Origin of the sequence: Janthinobacterium sp. 67 (genome assembly GCF_002797895.1) — a bacterium.
Lineage (GTDB): Bacteria > Pseudomonadota > Gammaproteobacteria > Burkholderiales > Burkholderiaceae_D > Janthinobacterium.
The window spans coordinates 844,917-867,323 of record NZ_PGES01000001.1; the positions used below are offsets into that span (position 1 = coordinate 844,917).

Consider the following 22,407-nt stretch of genomic DNA (forward strand, 5'->3'; position numbering starts at 1 on the left):
ACGGTAGAATCGGCTCACACACATCCTTCGGAGCTGCCATGCCACTGTCCCGTCCAGCCGCAGCAGCCTTGCTCGCTTTTGCCATGTCATGCGGGACTGTGCAGGCGGAAGCGCCCGTTCTCGATGCCGCGTTGCGGGGGCAACTGGTTGACACCTTGCGCCAACATCTTACTGATTACTATGTGTTTCCAGAGGTGGCAGTGAGGATCAATGCGGCGCTGCGCGCCAGGCAGCGCGATGGCGGCTATGACGGCATCACCGATGCGAAGGTCTTTGCCAACGTGTTGACTGCCGACTTGCACACGTTCGGCCAAGACAAGCACTTGCGCGTGACTGCCAGCGATACCCTGCTGCCGCACAACACGGCCACGTCGCCGGAACAACAGGACGAGATGCGCCGGCAGATGGCCGCGCGCGGCTATGGCGTCGCCAGGGTCGAGACCCTCGCTGGCAATGTCGGCTACCTGGACTTGCAAGGATTCTTCCGCCTCAAGGACGCGGCGCCCGCGATTGCCGAGGCGATGACCCGGCTGGTAGACAGCGATGCGCTGATTTTCGATATGCGATCTAACGGCGGTGGCGACCCGGCCGGCGTTGCCTTCCTGAGCAGCTATCTGTTCGATCAGCGTACCCATTTGAATGATCTGTATTGGCGTGAAGGCAAGCGCACGGAGCAGTTTTGGACCGATACCGGTGTGCCGGGCAAGCGCTACGGCCAGCACAAGCCCGTCTACGTGTTGACGGGGCCGCGTACTTTCTCCGGCGCGGAAGAATTCAGCTACAACCTGCAGCAGCTTAAGCGCGCGACCTTGGTGGGCGAGACGACTGGCGGCGGCGCCAATCCCGGCCGCATGCGTGAACTGGGGCCGCATTTTGCCGTCTTCATCCCGAACGGGCGCGCCATCAATCCGATCAGCAAAAGCAATTGGGAAGGCATTGGCGTGACGCCCGATATCGGGGTGCCGGCCAGCGAGGCGCTGGAAAAGGCCCATCAATTGGCACTGGAACGATTGGCGGCGGCACGCGCCAGTCTGCGGCAGGGGGCAAAGCCGGGGAATTAACGCCGTAGCGTTATGATTGGGTGCCCACGGTCTTCAATTTATGCGCCTGCAGCCGGCGCGCACGACGTTTTCTTTCCCAGATAACGATACCCGTCACCGACAGCATCGCCACCATCACGCCCATGAAGGACATCAGAATGCGCCCCGGCAGGCCGAGGATGCGGCCCGAGTGCAAGGGGAACTGCAGTTGCACGAAGACGTCGGCCGCCGTGCCTTCCCACGGCTTGTGCTGGCCGATGATGCTGCCGTCCATGCCGTCGACGTAGAGGTTCGACAAGCCCATGCCGGCCGCGCCGAATTCATCGGCCGGATCAAAAAACGAGACGTTATAAAACGAGTAATTTCCGCCATAATAAATGCCGCCGATGGGGGCCGTGATGCCACGCTGCTGGGCCTGCTCTTTGGCGATGGCCGCGGCTTGCTCGAAGCCGATCACGGGCGTGATGTAGCTGCCGTACGGCGCCGGCGTCTGCGTTTCGTACGGACCCGGCGTCGTGGTGGAGACGAGCGACATGACGGGATAAAACACTTCGCGGTACAGGTTCAGCGAAAACGACGTGAACGCGACGACGATGATCACGCCCCACACCCACAGTCCGCCTGCGCGGTGCAAATCGAAATTGAGCTTGTAGCCACCGGCCGCCCAGCGCACGACCCACGACGGTTTCCACCGCTGCCACCAGCTGGCGGCGTCGCGGTGGCGCGGCGCCTCGTCATGCGCGCGCGGGCGCAAACGGCGCGGCGTGGTCAGATAAAACGCTACCATGCTGTCGAGCAGCCAGATGAGGGCGACCGTGCCCATCAGCCAGTAGCCCCAGCGGTCCGTGCCCCAGAAGGCGGGCACGTGCAGGCTGTAGTGCAGGTGGCGCAGGAACGGCATCAGGCTGCGGCGCGACAGGGAAATGGCCGTCGAATCGCGCGTGCCCGTGATCTGCGCCGTGACGGGGTCAATGTAGACGGTGTTGTAGTCGAGTACGAACGGCTTGTTCGTGGCCGGATCGGTGAGCGGACGCACCATGAAGGCGGCCGCATGGCCTTCTTCCAGGCCCAGGGTCATGTAATTGACTTCCACGCGCGGATCGGCGGCGGCGACTTTTTGCGCCAGCACGAACGGCGGCTGCAGGGCACCGCGGCCCGGCGTTTCCATGATATCGGCGTTGAGCCACTCGTCCAGTTCATGGTCCCACGACGTGACGGCGCCCGTCAGGCCAGCAACGATGAGGAAGAGGGCGATGGTGAGGCCGGCCCAGCGGTGTATGACAGTCCAGAAAGCGCGCATGCGGTACAAACCTTCAACATGAAACCGGCTTGTTGCCGCCAGCGTACGCCCTGTCGGCGCACAGTAAGAACCAGGCACAAGCCTGGTATTGTGATAATGGGAATCGTTCTCATTATCCGCCGTGACGTGGCGTTTGTCCAGCGCCATTGGTGTTGTCCAGAGTCAAATAGCGCATGTTAAGATGCTAGCAAGAAGTTAATTTACATTCCACATGGAAATATTCAAGGCTGAAGCAGTATGCACATAGAAGATCGGAACAATGTCCGCGTGAGCGAACGCAGCGGTGCGTCGACGGCGGACGCGGCAGCCACCATGGTGTTCATGCATGGCTTTGGCTGCGATCAAACCATGTGGCGCTATCTGGAGCCGCTGTTTCGTCCCCACTATCGCACCGTGCTGTTCGACCTGGTCGGCAGCGGCGCTTCCGACCTCGGCGCCTATGATTTCGATCGCTATGCGCGGCTTGATGCGCATGGCGCCGATTTGTGCCGGGTCATCCATGCCGTCGGTGGCGGTCCCGTCATTTGCGTCGGCCATTCCGTCAGCGCCATGAGCGCCTTGCTGGCCACGATCGCCGAGCCGGACTTGTTCGCCGCGCAAGTCATGCTGGCGCCGTCGCCGTGCTATGTCGACGATGCGGCGGCCGGCTACCGGGGCGGCTTCAGCCGTGCCGATATCGACGACTTGCTCGATGCCATGGACGCCAATTACCTGGGCTGGTCCGCCGGCATGGCGCCTGCCATCATGGGGGCGCCCGGGCAGCCGGCGCTGGGAGACGAGCTGGTGAACAGTTTTTGCCGCACGGATCCGGCCATCGCCCGGCATTTCGCGCAAGCCACGTTCTTATCCGATCACCGCGCCGTCTTGCCGCGCAACAGCACGCCAGCCCTGATCGTGCAATGCAGCGACGACTTCATCGCGCCGCCGTCCGTGGGCGAGTACTTGCGCGAGATGCTGCCGCGCAGCAGCCTGCACGTGGTCGAGAATGTCGGCCATTGCCCGCACATGAGTGTGCCCGACGCCAGCTACCGCGCCATCCGCCGCTTTCTCGACGGCTTGCACCTGTAATGCGCGACACGATGCCTTCCTTGCCTGATACCAATACCTTGTTCCAGTACGCGGCCTGCGGCTTGCTGCTGTGCACGGCCGACGGCACCATCGTGCAGGCGAACGCCACCTTTTGCGGCTGGCTCGGCTATGCTGCCGCGGAAGTGCTGGGGAAAAAGAAACTGCAGGACTTGCTGACCATCGGCGGTCGCGTATTCCACCAGACGCACTGGCTGCCCTTGATGCAGGTGCAGGGCAATGTGTCGGAAATCCTGCTCGACATGCGCCAGCGCCAGGGGCAGTCCATTCCCATGCTGTTCAACGCCGTGCGCCGCGTGCACGAGGGCGTGCGTTATGACGAGATCGCCGTCTTTGTCGCCAGCGACCGGCGCAAATACGAGCAGCAGCTGCAACTGGCGCGCAAGGAAGCGGGCGAGCTCAACGAGCAGCTGGCGGCCGCCGACCGGCGCAAGGACGCGTTCCTGGCCACCCTGGCGCACGAGTTGCGCAATCCGCTGGCGCCCATGCGCAATGTGCTGGAAGTGCTGCGCCTGGCGCAGCTGGACGACCCGCAGCTGCGCTGGGCGCGCGACGTGCTGGGCCGGCAAGTGGCGCACATGACGCACCTGGTCGACGATTTGATGGAAGTGTCGCGCATCACGCAGGGACGCCTGGAACTGCGCCGCGCCAGCGTGGAGCTGGCGCCCGTGGTGGAAGCGGCCCTGCACAGCGTGGCGGAACTGGCCGCGCAATCGGGCCACGCGGTGCACGTGGAGCAATGGCCGCAAGCCATCTGGCTCGACGCCGATGCCACGCGCCTGGGGCAAATGATCGCCAACCTGCTGACCAACGCCGTCAAGTACACGCCCGCCAACGGCGTCGTCGGGCTGGAAGTGGCATGCACGACAAACGACGTGCACATTACCGTGCGCGATTCCGGCATCGGCATCGCGCCCGAGCACCTGGAAACCGTCTTCGACATGTTTTCGCAGCTGGAACCGGCCCTGTCGCGGGCACAGGGAGGCCTGGGCATCGGCCTGTCGCTGGTGCGCGGCCTGGCTGAATTGCATGGCGGCAGCATCAGCGCGCACAGCGATGGCGTAGGGCTGGGCAGCACCTTCATTCTGCGCCTGCCGCTGCCGGCCGTGCCGCTGCAAGCGCCGCCCGAGCCCAACCGCCGCCTGCTGGCCGGCACGCGCGAGGGCAAGGTGCTGGTCATCGACGACAGCGCCGACGCGGCCGAAAGCCTGGCACTGGCGCTCGACATCCTCGGCTATGAAGTGCGTACGGCCTACGACGGCCCGGCCGGCATGGCGGCGGCAAAAAGTTTCATGCCACGAGTCATCTTGCTCGACATCGGCTTGCCGGACATGAATGGCTACGACGTGGCGCGGCTGTTGCGTAGTGAACCCTGCGGCCAGGACGCCATCCTCGTGGCCGTCACGGGCTGGGGCCAGGACAAGGACCGCCAGATGGCATCCGATGCGGGCTTCGATCTGCACCTGACCAAGCCCGTGGATTTTTACGAGCTTGATGCGGTGCTGCAAAAGATGCTGCAGGCGGAGTGAGGATGGCATCAGCAAAATGAAAGACATGGAACTACTGACAGAATTGGAACTCGCTGTTTTCCAGCTGCAGATGGGTTTCGCCCCGGCGGACCGCTGCGTGGATTGGGCCGTGGAGCGCTTGCGCCTGGACCAGGAAGGTGACGACCTCGAGGTCGTGCTGCTGGCCAGCGCCCGTGGTATTGATGAGGTGCTGCCGCTGGCCGACGTGATCATCGAGCGCTACGGGGGCGCGCAGCGGCTTGATCAGCAATTTCTGGCTGGCAAATACATTGTCGAGTTGCGCGCAGCTTATCTGGCAGGGCGCGAAAGCGTGGCGTCGCTCGATGCCATCTTGACCCGCTTGTACCCGGCGCTAGCCTATCCCGGCTGGCTGACGATGCTGAGCCGCAATTGCGAATACGCGATGGACGTGGCCGATTTCGAACAGCCGTTCGAGGATGAATTCCACTATGTCGCCAGCCTGTGGGCGCAGGCGGAGAGCCTGGCCGCGTTCGAGAGCGCCTACAGCCGCGAGACGTCGAACCGGCATGATGCGACCGGCGCGTCAGGAGGGCATCTGACAGTCCCATGAAGAAGATCGATATTTTTGTCTGTGCCGAATCCGAGATGCGCGCATGTGCCAGCTGGCAGGATGCCTTCGACTCCTTTCCCGTCACCGGCATCACCTTGCCAGGGGAACTGGATTTTGCGTCGCTGGGGCAATTGCTGACGCACTCGACGGCGCCTTTCCTCAGGCCCGTGCCTATTCATGGTCGCTATATGTACGTGTTCAGTACTGCAATAGGGCCGGCGCTCGACCGGATAGCGGCCGATGACCTGGCCGATATCGCGGTGGCGTGGGCGCAAACCGCGCCATGGGCTGGGCTGGACGTCAATCCCGTCGATCTGGCAGGATTCCTGATGGAGTTGAAAGCGAACTGGCATCGGTCCGCCACGCCGGATAAGGTCTTGTTTCTGTGGCTGGACGCTTGATGGCAAGTGCATGGCCGGGCTTGGCCATCGTATAATTTACGCAACTCATTTCGCCGGGCATAACGTACAACATAAAACCATAGGGCTCCTCGGCGGCATCGGCTGGGCGTCCACCCTGGAATACTATCGCTTGCTCAATGAGATGCTGGTGGCGCGCCTCGGCCCCGCGCATAGCGCACGCATCATGCTGGTCAGCATGGATCAGGCCGATTTCGTTGCGCACGCGGCGCAAGCCGATTCCCACGCCATCGAGCAATTTCTTGTCCAGGAAGGGCGGCGCCTGCAAGGCATGGGCGCGGATTTTTTCCTGCTGTGCGCGAATGGCGCGCACCGTTTCGCACCGGCCGTCGTGCCGCGGATCGGCTTGCCTTTCATCAGCATCGTCGAGGAAACGGCGAAGCGGGTGCGGCAGTCCGGCGTACGCAAGGTCGGCTTGCTGGGCGTTAAGCAAACGATGACGGGACGCTTTTATCACGATGCGCTGGAGCAGCGCGGCATCGCCACGGTGACGCCCGATGCGGCGGACCAGGAAGTCGTCCACGACATTATCTACACGGAACTGGTACAGAATATTGTTACCGATGCCAGCCGGAACATCTTCCTGGGCATCATCGAGAAACTGCGGCTGCAAGGTGTGCAGGGCGTGATTCTGGGCTGCACGGAGATACCGCTGCTGATCCAGCAGGGCGATGTGGACTTGCCGCTGTTTAATACCACGGCCATTCATTGCGAGGCGGCGGTGGCGTTTGCCATCGCAGAGTAGGGCGCCTGTCAATCTGTATGCTATGGATAGTGACCCTGGCCATTCACGGGCACTTTGAACGGTACTCCCACCTTCAAGATCGCTACTATGATCAGATATAGTCAGTTTCTGTCCATAGCGAACTTGAGAATTTGGCGTTCATCGTCCGCCGCCACTACCTGTACATTTTCCGCCAGCAAATCTTGCATAATTTCTTGGAATGCATGATAGGGCTTGGTGTTGGCTGCCGGTTGAGTGACCGGGAACAACACTTTTGGTGGTAATGCATTGCGTTTGCGTAGGCGCCGGACTTTGTCAACCCATTGACCGCCATGTGTAAGGATCTTGGTGCTATCGCCTTGGGCAAGATAGAGCGGCTTGATCACTCGTTCAGCTTTGCCTTCAACCATGTCGACAAAGGGGAAGTTTACGGCGAAATCTTCCGTACCAACCTTTTCACGTTGATATCGTGCTCCGACTTGCGCGTTGAAGAGGAGCTTGCGAACATTGTTTTCCAATAAGCGCTCTTGATATTCTTTGGTGACAAAGTTGCGTTCGACATAGTGATCAAATAGCTGCAGAAGTTTGGCTTTTGGATCCTCCGCCATAACGACGCGTTGATCGGCAAACTGCAGCATGGCTTCCCGTGGGCGAACCACTTCAGCAAACAGATTTCTTGCGAGCACTACGTCAGGCTGTGTTTTTCGTCCATCCAATGCCAGACGCCGAAGCTCGAGAGCGAAGCGATCCATCTCCTCTTTAAAAAGTTGGCGGCCATCCAAGTAGATTTGACGGTCAAGCTGATGAAAAAACTGTGTGATACGGGCATACCGTTTTAGTATGCGGAAGCCAAAGAAGCGCGCTTCGGGTGCGATCAGCGCAATGCCGACGTTGGCGAACTCTCCGGTTTCGACAAACGGGCGAAATCGCAAAAGAGCGTATTGGCAGGCGAACTTTTTCATGGGGTATTCCAAAAATCTTCTCGGCGGCACCGTTGCAGACATGCTTCGATTTCATCCCACGTCACATTTGCCGGGACGCCCTCATCAACATACCACCAAGAGTCAGGTATGTTAGCACGGATATCCGCTAATTTTGGCAAAATTGCCTCTAACTTCCTTGCGTAGTGTTCGCGTTGAAAATGGTCGCTAAAAATGTTATTCCACCTGCTCGAAAACACATGCGTTTTCAGGAAGTTGCGCGGGTCGAAGTACCGGTCAAAGGCTTGGTTATGGTCGATCACGACCAGTGCTGAATTCTGCATGTCCCACAGCAGGTTAGGATTGCCGCCGCGTGTAGTTAAATGACGATCTTCGTTATGCAACCACCAGTCGAAAACCAACACATCGCTTGCCACTTGATCTGGCACAAGGTCTCGTGTGATCGCTGTCAGCTCTTGTGGATGAGGAAGCTCTTTCGACGCAAAGACTATTCCACTACCGAGTTGGCTAATATTTGGAAATGCATTTGCCTCAATGAGCTCCTCAGCTACTTCGGCCAATGCATATTCCGCGATTGGAAGGCCAAATTCCGTCGCCAGCTGCGCCGAAACCCACTCACAAATCTGGCTACGCCGACCAGCTCCCTTGCCTTTGATAAAGTAAATTGCTCCGTCGTCGCCTCGGCAAATAAACGGCTCGGTTATGCCTTGCTGTGCTCGTCCGAGAACCTCGTCAATGAAGATGGTAGCTGCCTTCACAGATGACAGCTTTCAGATTTGTACCAGGCGATGATTGCTTTGTTCATGGCTTGCACGCTTCATCATGTAAAGAAATCGGATACACAGGAATTGCGGGATCTGATCTTTATCCATGATATAGGAAATGATAACTATGCAAAGAAAATTATCATCCCTATGACGCAAGCATCAAGCCGGCTGCGCGCCGCCCAGATTCCGGCTGCGGTTTTCCACCAGCACAGATATACCGAGCACGACGATGCCGCCGCAGGCCAGCATGGCGCCGACCCAGCCCGTCGAGCGCAAGCCCATGCCCATGGCGATGGCGATGCCGCCGGCCCAGGCGCCCAGGGCGTTGGCGATGTTGAAGGCGGAATGGTTGAGGGCGGCGGCCACGGTTTGCGCGTCGCCGGCCACGTCCATCAAACGCGTCTGCACGGCGGGAGCGACGGCGATGCCGGCGCCGATGGCGAACAGGTTGATGGCCGTCAGCCAGACATTGCTGCTGGTATAGGTAAACGCGGCCAGGGCGGCCACGTTCCACAGCAGCACGCCGAAGATCGTCCACAGGCGCGAACGGTCGGCCAGCCAGCCGCCGATCAGGTTACCCACGGTCATGCCGACGCCGATGATGGCCAGCAGGATGGAAATGACGAGGGGCGACACTTTCGTGATTTCCAGCAAGGTTGGCGTAATAAACGTGTAGACGGCGAACATGCCGCCGAAGCCGATGGCCACCATCAGCAGGGTCAGCCACACTTGCAGGCGGCGGAACACGCCCAGTTCGCGGCGTGGACTCGAGTCGCCGGCGGCGACCATGGGCACGAAGATGCGCACCATCAGCATGGTCAGCAAGCCCAGCGCGGCGACGAGCAAAAAGGCCGAGCGCCAGCCCAGGGTCTGGCCGATATACGTGGCCAGCGGCACGCCGAAGATATTGGCCACCGTCAAGCCCATCAGGACGCGGGCCACGGCCTGGCCCCGCTTGTCCGGTTCGGCCAGGGCGGCCGCCACCAGCGCTGCCACGCCGAAATAGGCGCCGTGCGGAATGCCGGCGATGAAGCGGGCGACGACCAGCAAGCCATAGTTGGGGGCGATGGCGCTGAGCAGGTTACCGCCCGCGAACATCAGCATCAGGCACATCAGCATCAGCCGGCGCGGCATGCGGGCCAGGAAGATCGTGATCAGGGGCGCGCCGATGACCACGCCCAGCGCGTAGGCGCTGATCATGTGGCTCATCTGCGGCAAGGTCGTGCCCAGGTCGTCGGCCACCACGGGCAGGATGCTCATGGAGGCGAATTCGCCCGTGCCGATGGCGAGGCCGCCGATGGCCAGGGCCAGGTCGGCATAACCAGCGCCAAAAGGCGCGGTGACGCGCGGAATCAATGGGTCTATGGATGCGTGCATGTTCTTGTTAGCTGGGTAAGGAATGACAGGGTGGTGAGGCGTGCTGTGGCCCGGCCGGAAGCGGCAATGCGCCGCCAGAGTCGACGGCTGGCCCGTATTTTCGGGCTATAAGAGCTGCCCAAAGACAACATTGTAAAAGATTCGGGCAAGCTCTGCTGGGCGATAGCTGAAATCTGCTGCACTGCACACAACCGCGATTGCTCTTGTTGTTAACGATAACACGGAATCTGCGCGATTCCGCCACAGAGCAGGCGAAGAAACGCTGGCTGTGGCGGAAATGGTCTTCGCGGCTTATTACTTCGTCAATGATTGCTGCAGCGCTTCCAGTCCAGCCACGTAGATGCCGTGGAACAGCTCCGTCACTTCCTGCTCGCTCACGCCCACCGGCGTGAAGCGGCCCGACCAGGTGACGCGGGCCCCATCGCTGCCGGGAATCGCGCTCACTTGCAGGGTGGACAAATAATCGGTGGCGGGAAATTGCGCCAGCAGAATGGAATAGCTGTAGCTGCGCGCCGCATTGTCGTACGCTTCCAGTTGCTCGACGATGACGTCGCCGGCCGGGTTGGCCAGGTGGCGGATGCGGCCCCCGTCGCTTAACGTGCTGCTGGGAATATAGGGCAGCCAGTCGGGCAGCGAGTTGAAGCCGCCGATCAGTTGCCACACTTGCGCCGGGGTGGCGGCGATGTCGATCGAGGTAGTGGTACGGGCCATGGTGAATTCCTTGTGTCTATATTAGAGAGTGCTGCCGGGCAGCGGAGCGAATGGCGACACCAGCTGCCCGGCGCGCATGTCTTGCCAGAAGGCGGCGGGGATGACGCTGTTCAATGCTTGCTGGTCTTCGGCCAGGCGTTCCGGACGGCTGGCGCCGGGGATCACGGCAGCCACGGCAGGGTTGGCCAGCGAGAATTGCAGGGCGGCCGCCTTCACGCTGACGCCGTGGCGCGCGGCAATCGCCTTGATGCGTTCCACCTTGGCAATGATCTCGGGCGAGGCTTTCTGGTATTCGAAATGCGCGCCGCCGGCCAGGATGCCCGAGCTGTAGGGACCGCCCACGACGATGTCGACGTTCTGTTTCGCCGCAGCAGGCATCAATCGCTGCAGCGCCCGTTCATGGTCGAGCAGGGTGTAGCGGCCCGCCAGCAGGAAGGCGTCGGGCTGGGTTTCGGCCAGTTCCAGGGTCAGTTCCAGCGGTTCCACCTTGTTCACGCCCACACCCCAGGCCTTGATCACGCCTTCTTCGCGCAAGCGGGTCAGCACGCGGAAGGCGCCTGTGCGGGCCGTTTCAAATTGGGCCAGCCAGTTGTCGCCATGGAAATCCTGGGCGATGTCGTGTACCCAGACGATGTCGAGGCGGTCCGTATCCAGGCGTTTCAAACTGTCTTCGACCGAGCGCAGGGTGGCGTCGGCCGAGTAGTCATCGACGATTTTGTTCTTGCGGCCAAATTCGAACAAGCCCCCTTTTTCGCCCAGTTCGCGGCTTGCCGGATCTTCCAGTGCGTCGAGGATCAGGCGGCCGACCTTGGTGCTCAGCACGTAATCGTCGCGGCGGCGCCGCTTCAGGGCAGCGCCCAGGCGCAGCTCGGCCAGACCGGCGCCGTAGAACGGGGCCGTATCGAAATAGCGGATGCCCGATTCCCAGGCTGCGTCGACGGTCGCCAGCGCTTCGCCTTCGGGAATGTTGCGGAACATATTGCCCAGCGGCGCCGTACCGAAACCCAGTTTGCCTGTCAGTAAGTGTTTGATACTCATGATGTTTTCCTTCAATGTGTGGATCAGTGAAGACAGAATAGCTGGACAAGTTAAGCCTGTCCAAGACATAATTTGCGCAACTTGAGTCCTGAAAGGTCTGATATGCTGGACATGCGCCAATTGCAATACTTCATCGCCGTCGCCGAGGAAGAACACGTGGGGCGGGCCGCCGAGCGCCTGCACATTTCCCAATCGCCGCTGAGCCGGCAAATCGCCCAGCTTGAAGACAGGCTGGGCCTGACATTGTTCGAGCGCAGCGCCCAGCGCATCCGTCTCACGCGCGACGGCCACACTTTCCTCGCCGAAGCGCGCGCTTTTATCACGCACGGGAATCGCCTGGAAGCGCTGGCGAAACGCCTGGGGCGCGGCGACGAAGGGGGCTTGTGCATCGGCTATATCGAGAACGCCATGCATGCGGGCGTCTTGCCCGATGGCTTGCGCGCCTTGCGCGCCACGCGGCCGCAGGTGCACATCGCCCTGTACCACCTGCATTCGGCCGAGCAAATCGAGGGCTTGCGCCAGCGCAGCCTCGATATCGCGCTGCTGTGCGAACCGCCGCTGCCGGACGACCCGGACCTCGATTGCGCGCAAGTGCTGAGCGACCCCATGCTGCTGGCCTTGCCGGAGACGCACCCGCTGGCGGCCAAGGCCGACCTCACGCCCGAGGACCTGGCAGGCGAAGAGTGGATAGCCGTGCTGCACAAGGAAAGCGTGCTGAAGCACGATAACTTCATCGCCGCCTGCGCGCGCGCCGGTTTTACGCCCGATATCCGCATGGAAGCGACGGAGCCTTTGACGGCGCTGGGCCTGGTGGCGGCCGGGCTGGGCATGGCCATGATACAGCGCAGCCTGCGCCAGCACGCGCCGGCCGGCGTGGTGGTGCGCACACTGCCGTGGTTCAGCTATCGCACGCCCTTGTGGCTGGCCTGGCACAAGGTCAACCTGCGTCCGCTGGTGGGGATTTTCCGTGTAACCTTGCTGGAGCAGGCCAGCGGTGTGGCCATGCCGGAGCAAAAAGACGTATAAATAAGGCAATCACCTGTCGGGAGGATGGCCATGTTCGATATGGATGTCCCGGTATGGGAACTGGTGGCGCGCGCCGTCGTCATCTACCTTGCCTTGCTGCTGATGGTGCGCATGACGGGCAAGCGGACGGTGGGGCAATTCACGCCGTTCGACTTGCTGGTCGTCATGCTGCTGAGCGAGGCCGTATCGAATTCCCTGTCCGGCGGCGACGACTCCGTACCCGCCGGCCTGATACTGGCATTGACCCTGATTTGCCTCAACATGCTGATCGCATGGCTGAGTTCGCGCAGCCGCAAGTTCGCCGAGCTGGTCGACGGCACGCCCGTGCTGCTGGGCCGCGATGGCCAGATTTTCGATGATGTCGTCAAAAAATGCCGGGTGGCCGGCGGCGACGTGGAGCAGGCGCTGCGCGAGGCCGATTGTCCCTTGCAGGACATGAAATGCGCGTTCTTGGAAGCGGACGGCAAGATCACCATTTTGCAAAAGTAAGCGCAAAAAGAAGTGCAAAAGCATGCGGCCTGGTCAAATCTTCTTCCTGCGCTTCCAATGCAGGGGCAGCCACCACCACATGCAAATGACGAGTGCACCGATCAGCGCGCAGGCGACGATGCCGGCGGCCTGGCCGAACACTTCCGATATCACGAGGTTGGTACCGAGGATAAACGCCATTGCCAACGACAGGGCGCCCGCCATCATGATGCGGTCGGCATTGCGCTTGAAGCGTTCGCGGTCTTGCAGGGGGCGCATGACGCGGTGCTGGATGGCCGGGGCGCTGAGCAGCACCAGGCTCGCCATGGAAAAGAAGAAGGTGGCCAGGAAGACGATCTTTTCCGCCTGCACGATTTTCGCGAAGCCGCCATTGAAGGGCAGCAGGAAGAGAAAGGCCGTCAAGGTCTGTGCGCCGGGCAAGAGGATGCGCAATTCGCTGAGCAGGTCGGACAAGTCGCCGTCCTCGCCTGGCTGGCCATCTTCATCCTGGTGTGGCGTGTGTGGCATGGGAGCGTCCTCGTGGTGGTGATGGCGCCAGTCTACGCACAAGCGACCAGGCCGACTGTGGGCGGGCGCACCTTCAGAAGTATTGTGTCAGAACCATTGCGCGTAGCGTTGGTGCAAGCGCCACAGCGGTGTCGAGACGATGGGCGTGGCGCTGTGCGAGGCGTCGTGGCCGCAATGGCCGCAACTATGGCGGCGGTGCGGCGCCAGCGCAAAGCTGCCCAGGTCCAGGTGCGGATGGCCGCAGCGGGCGCAGTCGCTGCAGTCCAGCGGCGTGCCCGCCTGCAAGGCGGCGGTGAACGCCTGGACGGCGGGCGGCGTGATGTTCAGTTGCACGACGTCGGTGGGGAACAGGCCGGGCAGGGCGCGGCAATCGATGGCCAGCGCGGCCGTGTCGCGCGCCAGCAGGGCGCCGCCGTCATTGGCCTTGGCGCGCAGTTGCAGCAAGCCATCCGTGCCAAGGCGCAAGGTCGTGGCGTGAAACTGGCTGGGGTCGAACAGCGTTGGATACAGCACATAGCCCATGGGGCTGGCGTGCTGGCGGCAACGCATCTGCCCCGTTGCCTGTCGGTCGGCCACGTCGGCCAGGGTGCCCCAGTAGCACTGGTGCGTGCGGCACCAGTGGCGCGCCGCGCCATTGCGAAATTTTCCAGCTGGCAGCAGATCGCACGCGACGATGGCGTCTTCGCCTGCGCCGGCGCGAAAGTGGCCCGTGATGTGCTGTGTGGTGACGGCAAGGTGGCCCATGCTCGCTTGCAGGGGCCAGCAGATGCCTGGCAGGGTCAGCGGCGTGGCCAATGGCGCCTCCGCGCCGCTATCGGCTTGCGAGCCGATAGCGGGCCGGAATGAAAAAGCCCGCCGACTGGGGCGGGCTGTGCTGACGGGAATGCCTGAGGCATGGCCCGGATTATTCTTCCGTATCGGCCAGGGTGACGATGGCCCGCGCCCACTTCGAGTATTTCAGGTTTGCCAGATCGCGCACGGTCTTGATATTGAACGCTTGCTTGAGCAGCTCCGCATCCTTCTCGCTCACGCCTTGCAGCGCATCGACGGGCGCATCAGCGATTTCCTTGAACGTCTTTTTTTCGTAAGCCTTGTCTACCGCTTTATTGATGTTCATGTGTTGATACTCCTCAGTAAGTGGAAAATTAATTCTACACGTTTTTGCAAACTGTCAATTTACGCTTGCAAGTTGGGCCGAACTAAATATGATGGAGGTGGATGCCTCGACAGTGGGGTTATCCATGCGTTCGCCTCGAGATTGTAATTATAGCATTTTTATTATTCATAGTATAATGATTTCCATGGCGCAGAATGGTCTGCGTTCATGCCGGACGCCGCAGTCATGCGGCACCAATCGATAGCGTTCAGGAGAATACGATGAGTTTGCTAGATCAACTTGCAGGACAGGCGATGAGCGCTTTGGGCAACAAGAGTGCTGACGGGGAAGCCCCATCGGGATTGATGGCCAGTGTGATGGACCTGGTCAACCAGCATGGCGGCTTGCCCGGCTTGCTGCAGAAATTCCAGGAAAGCGGCCTGGGCGACCAGGTGGCCAGCTGGATCGGCACGGGCGCCAATGCGCCCGTCTCCGGCGAACAGATCAAGGATGCGCTCGGTAGCGACACGATCAGCCAGATCGCGGAAAAAGCGGGCGTCGCACCGGACGCGGCCTCGGGCGGCCTGGCTGCCTTGCTGCCCCAACTGATCGACAAGCTGACCCCCGACGGTCAGGTGCCGGAAGGCAATGACCTCGTCAGCCAGGGTTTGAATATGCTCAAGGGCAAGATCTTCGGTTGATCAGACAATGCCACAACCAAAAACCTCGCAGCGATGCGAGGTTTTTTTTGTTTTAAGCGGCGGCCATCATGCCGAGACGTTGCGCCATATACGCCGGTTCACTGGTCAGCCTGGCCGTACTTCCCTCCACCAGATACGAGCAATAGCGGCGCCGTTCGGCGATGCCGCCGCGCCGTTCCATCAGTTCGCCCAGCATGGCGACGGCGTCCGTAGCCATCTTTTGCACTGGCTGGCGCAGGGTGGTGATGTCGTAGCTGAGCCAGCCCGATGCTTCCAGCGCGTCGAAACCGGCCACCGACATTTGCAGCGGCACTTCGATGCCCATCTGATGCCGCGCCGTGTCCAGGCAGCCGATGGCCATGATGTCGTTGCCGCAAATGACGGCGTCCGGCACGCGGCCCAGGCGGTCGATGACCTTGCGCAAGCCGCGTCCGCCGCTGGCGTAATCGTAGTTGCCGCTGACGACGATGGGCGCGGGCAAGCCCAGGCTCAGCAGACGGTCCAGCATGCCGGCCTTGCGCTCCTGCGCGACGGCCGAGTCGCCGGGACCGTCGATGATGGCGAACTGGCGGTGGCCCGCCTCGGCCAGGCGCGAGACGAGCAGGCGCGCCGCTTCGGCCTGGTCGCACAGCACGGCATGCACGGCGTGCTCGCGCGGGCTGCGGTTGAACAGCACCAGCGGCACGTCGCGCCGGCCGAATTCAGCCATCTGCTCGTCCGACAGGCAGGCGGCCACGACGGCGCCATCGACCTGGTATTGCCACACATCGCCCAAGACCTTGCCGATGTCCGCTTCGCGCTCGAGGGTAAACAACAGGAGACGCTTGCCCTGGCGGGCGATTTGCTGGCTCAGGTCGGACAATACTTGCGGATAGTACAGATTGGCCAGGTTGGAAATGATGACGGCCACCAGGTTCGAGCGGCGCGTGATCAGGCTGCGCGCGGCTGCATTGGGGATGTAGTCGAGGCTGATGGCCGCCTGCATGACCTTGGCGTGGGTGGCTGGCGAAACGCTGGCGCCCGGCTTGAAGCAGCGCGACACGGCCGATTGCGACACGCCGGCCAGCAGGGCCACGTCATACGAGGTCACGCGCCGATCGGCACCGGGTATGGCGCGGGTGGTGGTGCTGGATGTCCTGGCTACAGTATTCTTTTTTCGCATAGTGGTCTGGCAAGCAACCTGTCTCAAAGTATTCCTGCAGGCCCGGCCGCTTGTGGCGGCCTGGGCGGGAAAAATGAGCATAGCGAAAATATTTCCATGTGGCAAGACTGTTTTCTTATCCATGTTGCAAATAATTTGATTTAATGGCAAGTGGTATGCTTGCTCCTCAATCTGGACTGTCGCAGGGGCCGCTGCCATAAGGGCTGATGCGTCCCGGCGGGTCCACGCGGCGGGCGCTGAAATCGCTGGCCAGGGTGGGTAAGGGGAAGTCCGCCGTGGCGCTCGCTTCCGTGCCGCTCACCGTACCCCGCACAGTCAATGCGATGCGCACCCAGGAACCGAAGTTGCGCGGATAGCTGACGGTGACGGTGGCCATGCCCAGCGCGTCGCTCAGGCCGCTGGCGCTGACGGTCAGGGGAATGCCCGGGTCGAGCACGCCATTGCCGTTGCCATCGTAGGCGGCATCAAAAATACCATTGCGCAAGACGTCCTCGTTGGCGCAGCTGTAATTGGGCAGGGCCAGGCGCCAGACGCCCGTGTCGGGGAACTCGGGCTTGTCCGCTTGCCACACATAGTATCCCTTGGCATAGCGGCTGGGCCAGGCGGCGGCCGTGATGGCGACGCCGGGCACGGCGTTGCCGGCGCTGTCGGATACGAATACGGCAAAGTCCTTTTGCAGCACGCTGGCTGAATACTCGCGCAGCAGGCTGCCCGTGCCCAGCTTGATCGACAGCGCTTGCCGCGCCACCGTCAGGCGCACGAGGGCCGTGGCCGCCGCTTGCGCAGCGCCCTCGATGCGGGCCTGGATCAGTACGCCATCGCGGCCGCTGTCGGCTGCTCCCGCCACGTACTCGGCACGCGCCAGGCCGTCGCTGCCCGTCAGCACGCGGCCCGCCTGCCGCAGGTAGCCGCCGCTGGGGTCGCTCAAGATGGTAAACAGCACGGGCGCGTTCTTGACCAGGTTGTTGGCCGTGCCATCGCGCACGGCGGCGCCGATGATGCTGATACTGGCGCTGCCGGCCGATGGCGTCATATTGGCGCGCAGCACGGCCGGCTCCGCTTGCACGGCCAATTTGCTGGCGGCGCTCAGGGGCGCGACGAATTCCAGCCGCGTCTGCGCCGAGGGGCCGCCGGCCACGGCCGCCGTGATGGTGGCCACGCCCGCGTTGGCCGATTGCACATAGCTGCGCGGCAAGTTGCCATTGCTGAACATCAAGCTGACAGGCAAGGCCTGGCTGCAGGCGCTGTCCGCAAACAGGCTGCCGCGCGAGGTCGACAGGCTGGCGCTACCCGTTTGCGCCACGCCCGCCTTGTCGTAGCGCACGTCGATGGGCTGGCACGCCAGGGTGACCACTTCCGGCAACACGTCGGCGCCGCCGGCATCCTGGCTTACGGCCGGGCTCAGGCGCAGGTCGCTGCCCGCCACGGCATACGCCTGTGTGGCGGCCGCGCCCAGCGCATTGACGGACACGGCATCCTTGCCCAGGCTGCCTGCCGTCAGGCGCAGCACCAGCTGGCCTTGCGCATTGCTGAGCGCTGCGCCGCCATCCTTGACACGCACGCCGTTGCCGGCGCCCGTGCTGTAGGCGATGGCGGCGCCGGAAACGGGTTTGCGCGCCGAGTCGCGCACGGTGACGGTGAGGTCGGCGCCCTGGCCCAGCATCAAGGCGGCGGGCCCCAGCACTTCCACGGTGCTGCCCGTGACGGCCACCGTACCCTTGCCGCTGCGCATGCCCACATTGGCCGTCACGGTGATGCTGCGGTTGCTGTTGGCGCCTCCCGTGCCCAGCAGGGCGCGCGCCTGGCCATTCTTGTCCGTCACGGCATCGACGCTGCCGAGGATGCCGGAATCGGTAGCAAAGGAAATCTTCGCGTTGGGCAAGGCGAGGTTGGCGTCATCCTTGACGAGGGCCGTGACGGCCACTTCACTGCCGGCCAGGCCCGCCGAAGCCAGTTCCGTGCTGGAAAACACGAGGTTGACGGCGCTGGCCAGGGTGGCCGGCTCGGGCGGCGTGACTGGCGGTATCACGGGCGGCGTCACCGGTGGCGTGACGGGCGGATTGAGGGGTGGCGGGCTGCCGCCGCAGCCTGCCGTGCCGTGCAGCCCGCAACCGGCGCCGGCCTGGGTATCGGCCGAACCGCCGCCGCAGCCGGCCAGGGAAACGAGGAAAGCCGCCAGCAAGGCAGCGGACAGGTGGCGCAGGGGAGCATGGGGCACGACGGGTCTCCGGGAGCTGGCCGAGTTGCTCGGCGTTAATTTCCCAAGAGTATCTTTTGCGGGCGGCTGGTACTTGATGCAAAGCAAGCTTATGCTGTTGAGCTCGTCGGACGGGTTTTGCTGGTGCAAAGCCCTGCCTTCTGATAACATAACGCCCCTTTATTCAGGGAAGGGTCGACATGGCCAATGCTTGCGGCGTCGATTTCGGCACGTCAAATTCCACGGTAGGCTGGGCGCGTCCCGGGCAGAGCACCATGCTCGGCCTGGAAGATGGCAAGACGACCTTACCGTCCGTCGTCTTCTTCAATGCGGAAGACGAGGAAGTCAGTTTTGGCCGCGCGGCGCTGGCCGGCTATCTGGCCGGTTACGAGGGGCGCTTGATGCGCTCGCTGAAAAGCTTGCTGGGTACCAGTCTCATCGATGGCCAGACGGAAGTGGGCGGCCGCGCGCTGCCGTTCCGTATGCTGTTGGCGCAATTCATTGGCGAAGTGAAACGCCGCGCCGAGCAGTCCGCCGGCCGCGAATTCTCGTCCGCCGTGTTCGGCCGTCCCGTCTTCTTTATCGATGACAATGTGCAAGCCGACCAGCTGGCGCAAGACACGTTGGCCGAAGTGGCCCGTTCCGTCGGCTTCAAGGACGTCGCCTTCCAGTTCGAGCCGATCGCCGCCGCCTTCGACTACGAGTCGCAGATAACCAAGGAAGAGCTGGTGCTGATCGCCGACATCGGCGGCGGCACCTCCGACTTTTCGCTGGTGCGCTTGTCGCCGGAACGGGCGAAAAAGGCCGAGCGCCGTGACGATATCCTCGCCACCGGCGGCGTGCACATCGGTGGCACGGACTTCGATAAATACCTGAGCCTGTCTTCCGTCATGCCGCTGCTCGGCTATGGCAGCCGCCTGCACAATAATAGCGAAGTGCCGTCCAGCTATTATTTCAACCTGGCGACCTGGCATACCATCAACCTGGCCTACACGAAGAAGATCTGGGTGCAACTGGCCGACGTGTGCCGCGATGCGCGTGAGCAAGACAAGATGGGGCGTCTGCAAAAGCTGATCGACGAGCGCGCCGGCCACTGGCTGGCCATGAAAGTGGAAGAGGGCAAGATCGCCCTGTCCGATGCGGCCGAAGTGCAGCTGGAACTGGACCGCTTGTCGCCCGCGCAAAGCCTGCTGCTCAAACGCGCGCAGTTCGACGAGGCCATTGGCCACCTGTGCGGTTCCGTGGAAGACACCGTGTTGCGTTTGCTGCGCGACGCGGGCGTGGCGCCGGAAGCCGTCGACACCGTCTTCTTTACGGGCGGCTCCAGCGGCGTGCGCTTGCTGCGTGAAAAGATCGCGGCCCTGGTGCCGGCCGCGCGCAAGGTCGAAGGCGACTTGTTCGGCAGTATTGGTGCCGGCTTGGCGCTGGACGCCGTGCGCAAGTTCGGCTAAGCTGGCCCACCGCAGCATCGCAGAAAGAGCCTGACTTCATGAATGTGTTTGACAAACCGATCGTCATGATCGACTTCGAGACGACCGGATTGTCGCCCGACATGGGCGACCGCATCACGGAAGTGGCGGCGCTGCGTATCGAGGGCGGGCGGATCACGGACCGCTACGTGACCCTGATCAATTGCAATGCGCGCATTCCCTCGTTCATCACGGGCTTGACGGGCATTACGCAGGCGATGGTCGACAAGGCGCCGCCCGTGGCCGAGGTGGTGCCGCAGTTGCTCGACTTTATCGGCAGCGATGCCTTGTCGGCGCACAATGCCAGCTTCGATGAAAAATTCCTGCGCGCGGAAAGCGCCAGGCTGAACCTGACACCGGCGCACCAGTCGCTCGTGTGTTCATTAAAACTGTCGCGCCGCGTGTTTCCCGGCATGGCCAGCTACAAGCTGGGCCAGCTGTCGAGCCAGCTGGGCATCGCCTTCAAGAGCGCCGCCCACAGGGCCGAATCCGATGCGGAAGTGGCGGCGCAAGTGCTGATCCATATCGGCCGCCATTTGCGCAGCAGCTACGGCATCGCCGACGTCGACGCGGACTTGCTCGTGTCGCTGAACAAGCTGGCCGCCGCCAAGGTGCCGCAATTCCTGCAAAAGCATCCATCGCGCCGCTGAGCGCCGATTCCTCTCTAAGCGGGCTCATCAAAACGATATGATTTTGTTATTTCGTTTGAGCCTGCTCAAGCCCTTCCCCCGCATCGAATTTAAAATTTAGGCAACACACGATTCGCCGCCCTGGGCCGCCGTTTTGCGCGTGCTGTCGGCAAGCGCGATGTGGATGGGGGCGCACATGGACAAGCACCATACTGCCAGAGATAGCCACCAGGCGTATATCTGGTTCCGCACGGCTGCCGAGCAGGGCAATGCCTACGCCCAGTTCAACCTGGGATTGATGTACAAAAAGGGCGAAGGCGTGGCGCAGGACGATGCGCGCGCCTTTGTCTGGCTGCGCCTGGCCGCGCTGCAGGGGCTGGCGTTCGCGCAGAATCACCTGGGTGCCATGTATTACCATTGCCGCGGCGTGGAGCAGAGCGATGAAGACGCCGTGCTGTGGTTTCGCCGCGCAGCCGCCCAGGGTGACGCCTCGGCCCAGCAAAACCTGGGACAGATGTACCGCAGGGGACGCGGTGTTCCGCAGAGCGACGAGCTGGCCCTGGCGTGGTTTTACCGCGCTTCAGAACAGGGCGTGGCCAGCGCGCAATCCTTGCTGGGCGAAGCGTATGCCCAGGGTCTCGGCGCGAAAAAGAACGATGCGCTGGCCCTGGCCTGGTTCCGCAAGGCAGCCTTGCAGGGCGATGCGCAGGCGCAGCTGAACCTGGGGCTCGTCTACAAGCGGGGCCAGGGCGTGGTGCAGAGCGATGCGCAGGCGCTGGCCTGGTTCCGCCAGGCCGCCGCCCAGGGACTGGCCGTGGCGCAGCGGCAACTTGGCGTGGCGTATGCGGAAGGTTTGGGCGTGGCGCCCGACCAGCTGCGCGCCTATGCCTGGCTGCAGCGGGCAGCCGAGCAGGATGACGCCGACGCCCAGTTCAACCTGGGCCTGATGCTGGCGCGCGGGCAGGGCGTGGACAAGGACGAGGCGCGCGCCGTCGCCTGGTACCGGCGTGCCGCCCTGCAAGGTCATTGCATGGCGCAATACAATCTGGGCGGCATGTTTGCGGGCGGGCGCGGCGTCACCCGCGATTTGCGCCAGGCGCTGGACTGGTATGCGAGGGCGGCGGCCCAGGGTGCGTCGAATGCGCAGTTCAACCTGGGCGTGATGTATGCCAATGGCCAGGGCGTGGAGCGCGACGAGGTGTGCGCCGTGCGCTGGTACCGCACGGCTGCCGACCAGGGCGACGCCAGCGCGCAGAACAACCTGGGCGTCATGTATGCGAACGGCCATGGCGTGCCGCAAGACGACGGCCTGGCCGTGCAATGGTATGCGCGCGCGGCCGGCCAGGGCCATGCGCTGGCCCAGTACAATCTGGGCGGCATGTACAACAGCGGTCGCGGCGTGGAGAGGGATCGCGTCTGCGGCTACGTGTGGCTGGCGCTGGCGGCCGAGGGCGGCGATAGCGGGGCGGCCAGGGCCCGGGAAGCGGCGGCGTCCAGGCTGGAACCGGCGCAGCTGCAGGAGGCGCAGCAGCGCATGCGGCAATGGCACCAGCTGCGCTTTCCACAACTGCCGCCGCGCGACTGAGACTGTGCGCGCATGGGCTGGCGCTGCATGCGATAATTGCCGA

The 22,407-nt window shown here is 62.7% G+C and carries 23 protein-coding genes; 12 read left to right on the forward strand and 11 right to left on the reverse strand.

The genetic code is table 11. The annotated features are described in order from the left end of the window. Positions 1-68 precede the first annotated feature (68 nt). The gene (locus tag CLU90_RS03735; protein WP_198511139.1) at positions 69-1,061 is read left to right on the forward strand and encodes a S41 family peptidase; all 993 of its coding nucleotides are present in this window, start codon (positions 69-71) and stop codon (positions 1,059-1,061) included. Between the two features lie 10 nt (positions 1,062-1,071). Here CLU90_RS03735 and CLU90_RS03740 read toward each other — a convergent pair whose 3' ends face one another. Further along, positions 1,072-2,340: a PepSY-associated TM helix domain-containing protein gene (locus CLU90_RS03740; protein ID WP_100429366.1), complete on the reverse strand. Its 1,269-nt coding sequence runs from the start codon at positions 2,338-2,340 to the stop codon at positions 1,072-1,074. 237 nt (positions 2,341-2,577) lie between these two features. Here CLU90_RS03740 and CLU90_RS03745 point away from each other — a divergent pair, with 237 nt between their 5' ends. From CLU90_RS03745 to CLU90_RS03765, 5 genes are read left to right on the forward strand one after another with little or no spacing between them, the layout of a single operon-like run. Beyond that, a complete protein-coding gene (locus CLU90_RS03745) occupies positions 2,578-3,408 on the forward strand; it encodes an alpha/beta fold hydrolase (protein ID WP_100427231.1) in 831 nt (276 codons plus the stop codon). 11 nt (positions 3,409-3,419) lie between these two features. Next, positions 3,420-4,955, forward strand: coding sequence for a hybrid sensor histidine kinase/response regulator (locus CLU90_RS03750; protein ID WP_232731063.1), 1,536 nt, complete (start codon positions 3,420-3,422; stop codon positions 4,953-4,955). A 25-nt stretch (positions 4,956-4,980) separates the two neighbouring features. Continuing rightward, positions 4,981-5,526 (forward strand): hypothetical protein, encoded by a 546-nt coding sequence (locus CLU90_RS03755; RefSeq protein WP_100427233.1) that lies wholly within the window; start codon positions 4,981-4,983, stop codon positions 5,524-5,526. Further along, positions 5,523-5,927, forward strand: coding sequence for a hypothetical protein (locus CLU90_RS03760; protein WP_100427234.1), 405 nt, complete (start codon positions 5,523-5,525; stop codon positions 5,925-5,927). The genes CLU90_RS03755 and CLU90_RS03760 overlap by 4 nt, the downstream gene beginning before the upstream one ends. Positions 5,928-5,937: 10 nt before the next feature. After that, positions 5,938-6,690 carry an aspartate/glutamate racemase family protein gene (locus CLU90_RS03765; RefSeq protein WP_100427235.1) on the forward strand — a complete coding sequence of 251 codons (753 nt, stop codon included), beginning with the start codon at positions 5,938-5,940 and terminating at the stop codon, positions 6,688-6,690. 101 nt (positions 6,691-6,791) lie between these two features. Here the strand turns inward: CLU90_RS03765 and CLU90_RS03770 are convergent, their stop codons facing one another. The 5 genes from CLU90_RS03770 to CLU90_RS03785 all read right to left on the reverse strand — a co-directional run bounded on the left by CLU90_RS03770 (position 6,792) and on the right by CLU90_RS03785 (position 11,503). Further along, entirely contained in the window at positions 6,792-7,631 is an 840-nt protein-coding gene (locus CLU90_RS03770) for a DUF3037 domain-containing protein (protein WP_157808723.1), read from the reverse strand. Further along, positions 7,628-8,368 carry a HipA family kinase gene (locus tag CLU90_RS29085; protein ID WP_139178416.1) on the reverse strand — a complete coding sequence of 247 codons (741 nt, stop codon included), beginning with the start codon at positions 8,366-8,368 and terminating at the stop codon, positions 7,628-7,630. Before CLU90_RS29085 ends, CLU90_RS03770 begins: the two co-directional genes overlap by 4 nt. A gap of 168 nt (positions 8,369-8,536) precedes the next feature. Beyond that, the gene (locus CLU90_RS03775; RefSeq protein WP_092716427.1) at positions 8,537-9,754 is read right to left on the reverse strand and encodes an MFS transporter; all 1,218 of its coding nucleotides are present in this window, start codon (positions 9,752-9,754) and stop codon (positions 8,537-8,539) included. A gap of 294 nt (positions 9,755-10,048) precedes the next feature. Next, positions 10,049-10,465 carry an SRPBCC family protein gene (locus tag CLU90_RS03780; protein WP_100427237.1) on the reverse strand — a complete coding sequence of 139 codons (417 nt, stop codon included), beginning with the start codon at positions 10,463-10,465 and terminating at the stop codon, positions 10,049-10,051. A gap of 21 nt (positions 10,466-10,486) precedes the next feature. Then, positions 10,487-11,503, reverse strand: coding sequence for an aldo/keto reductase (locus CLU90_RS03785; RefSeq protein WP_092716432.1), 1,017 nt, complete (start codon positions 11,501-11,503; stop codon positions 10,487-10,489). 102 nt (positions 11,504-11,605) lie between these two features. Between CLU90_RS03785 and CLU90_RS03790 the strand changes: the two genes are divergently transcribed. Further along, positions 11,606-12,529, forward strand: a complete 924-nt coding sequence (locus CLU90_RS03790; protein ID WP_092716434.1) for a LysR substrate-binding domain-containing protein — start codon at positions 11,606-11,608, stop codon at positions 12,527-12,529. Positions 12,530-12,559: 30 nt separating this feature from the next. Beyond that, positions 12,560-13,018 carry a DUF421 domain-containing protein gene (locus CLU90_RS03795; protein WP_092716663.1) on the forward strand — a complete coding sequence of 153 codons (459 nt, stop codon included), beginning with the start codon at positions 12,560-12,562 and terminating at the stop codon, positions 13,016-13,018. Positions 13,019-13,051: 33 nt separating this feature from the next. Here CLU90_RS03795 and CLU90_RS03800 read toward each other — a convergent pair whose 3' ends face one another. The 3 genes from CLU90_RS03800 to CLU90_RS03810 all read right to left on the reverse strand — a co-directional run bounded on the left by CLU90_RS03800 (position 13,052) and on the right by CLU90_RS03810 (position 14,642). Then, complete coding sequence (locus CLU90_RS03800; RefSeq protein WP_092716436.1) at positions 13,052-13,525, reverse strand: DUF6328 family protein; 474 nt, start codon at positions 13,523-13,525, stop codon at positions 13,052-13,054. An 87-nt stretch (positions 13,526-13,612) separates the two neighbouring features. Next, complete coding sequence (locus CLU90_RS03805; RefSeq protein WP_092716438.1) at positions 13,613-14,320, reverse strand: hypothetical protein; 708 nt, start codon at positions 14,318-14,320, stop codon at positions 13,613-13,615. Positions 14,321-14,429: 109 nt separating this feature from the next. Further along, entirely contained in the window at positions 14,430-14,642 is a 213-nt protein-coding gene (locus CLU90_RS03810) for a hypothetical protein (protein ID WP_034751103.1), read from the reverse strand. Between the two features lie 293 nt (positions 14,643-14,935). On the opposite strand from CLU90_RS03810, the gene CLU90_RS03815 reads away from it, so the two are divergent. Next, complete coding sequence (locus CLU90_RS03815; protein ID WP_058050394.1) at positions 14,936-15,322, forward strand: YidB family protein; 387 nt, start codon at positions 14,936-14,938, stop codon at positions 15,320-15,322. A gap of 52 nt (positions 15,323-15,374) precedes the next feature. On the opposite strand, the gene CLU90_RS03820 is transcribed toward CLU90_RS03815, so the two are convergent. Further along, positions 15,375-16,412 (reverse strand): LacI family DNA-binding transcriptional regulator, encoded by a 1,038-nt coding sequence (locus tag CLU90_RS03820; protein ID WP_232731065.1) that lies wholly within the window; start codon positions 16,410-16,412, stop codon positions 15,375-15,377. Between the two features lie 238 nt (positions 16,413-16,650). Continuing rightward, complete coding sequence (locus CLU90_RS03825; RefSeq protein ID WP_100427238.1) at positions 16,651-18,702, reverse strand: Ig-like domain-containing protein; 2,052 nt, start codon at positions 18,700-18,702, stop codon at positions 16,651-16,653. Between the two features lie 179 nt (positions 18,703-18,881). On the opposite strand from CLU90_RS03825, the gene CLU90_RS03830 reads away from it, so the two are divergent. From CLU90_RS03830 to CLU90_RS30075, 3 genes are all read left to right on the forward strand, one after another. Then, a complete protein-coding gene (locus CLU90_RS03830; protein ID WP_092716447.1) occupies positions 18,882-20,132 on the forward strand; it encodes an Hsp70 family protein in 1,251 nt (416 codons plus the stop codon). Between the two features lie 38 nt (positions 20,133-20,170). Then, positions 20,171-20,800 (forward strand): 3'-5' exonuclease, encoded by a 630-nt coding sequence (locus CLU90_RS03835; protein WP_175539376.1) that lies wholly within the window; start codon positions 20,171-20,173, stop codon positions 20,798-20,800. Between the two features lie 175 nt (positions 20,801-20,975). Next, positions 20,976-22,364: a tetratricopeptide repeat protein gene (locus CLU90_RS30075; protein WP_092716667.1), complete on the forward strand. Its 1,389-nt coding sequence runs from the start codon at positions 20,976-20,978 to the stop codon at positions 22,362-22,364. The last annotated feature ends 43 nt before the right edge of the window (positions 22,365-22,407 follow it).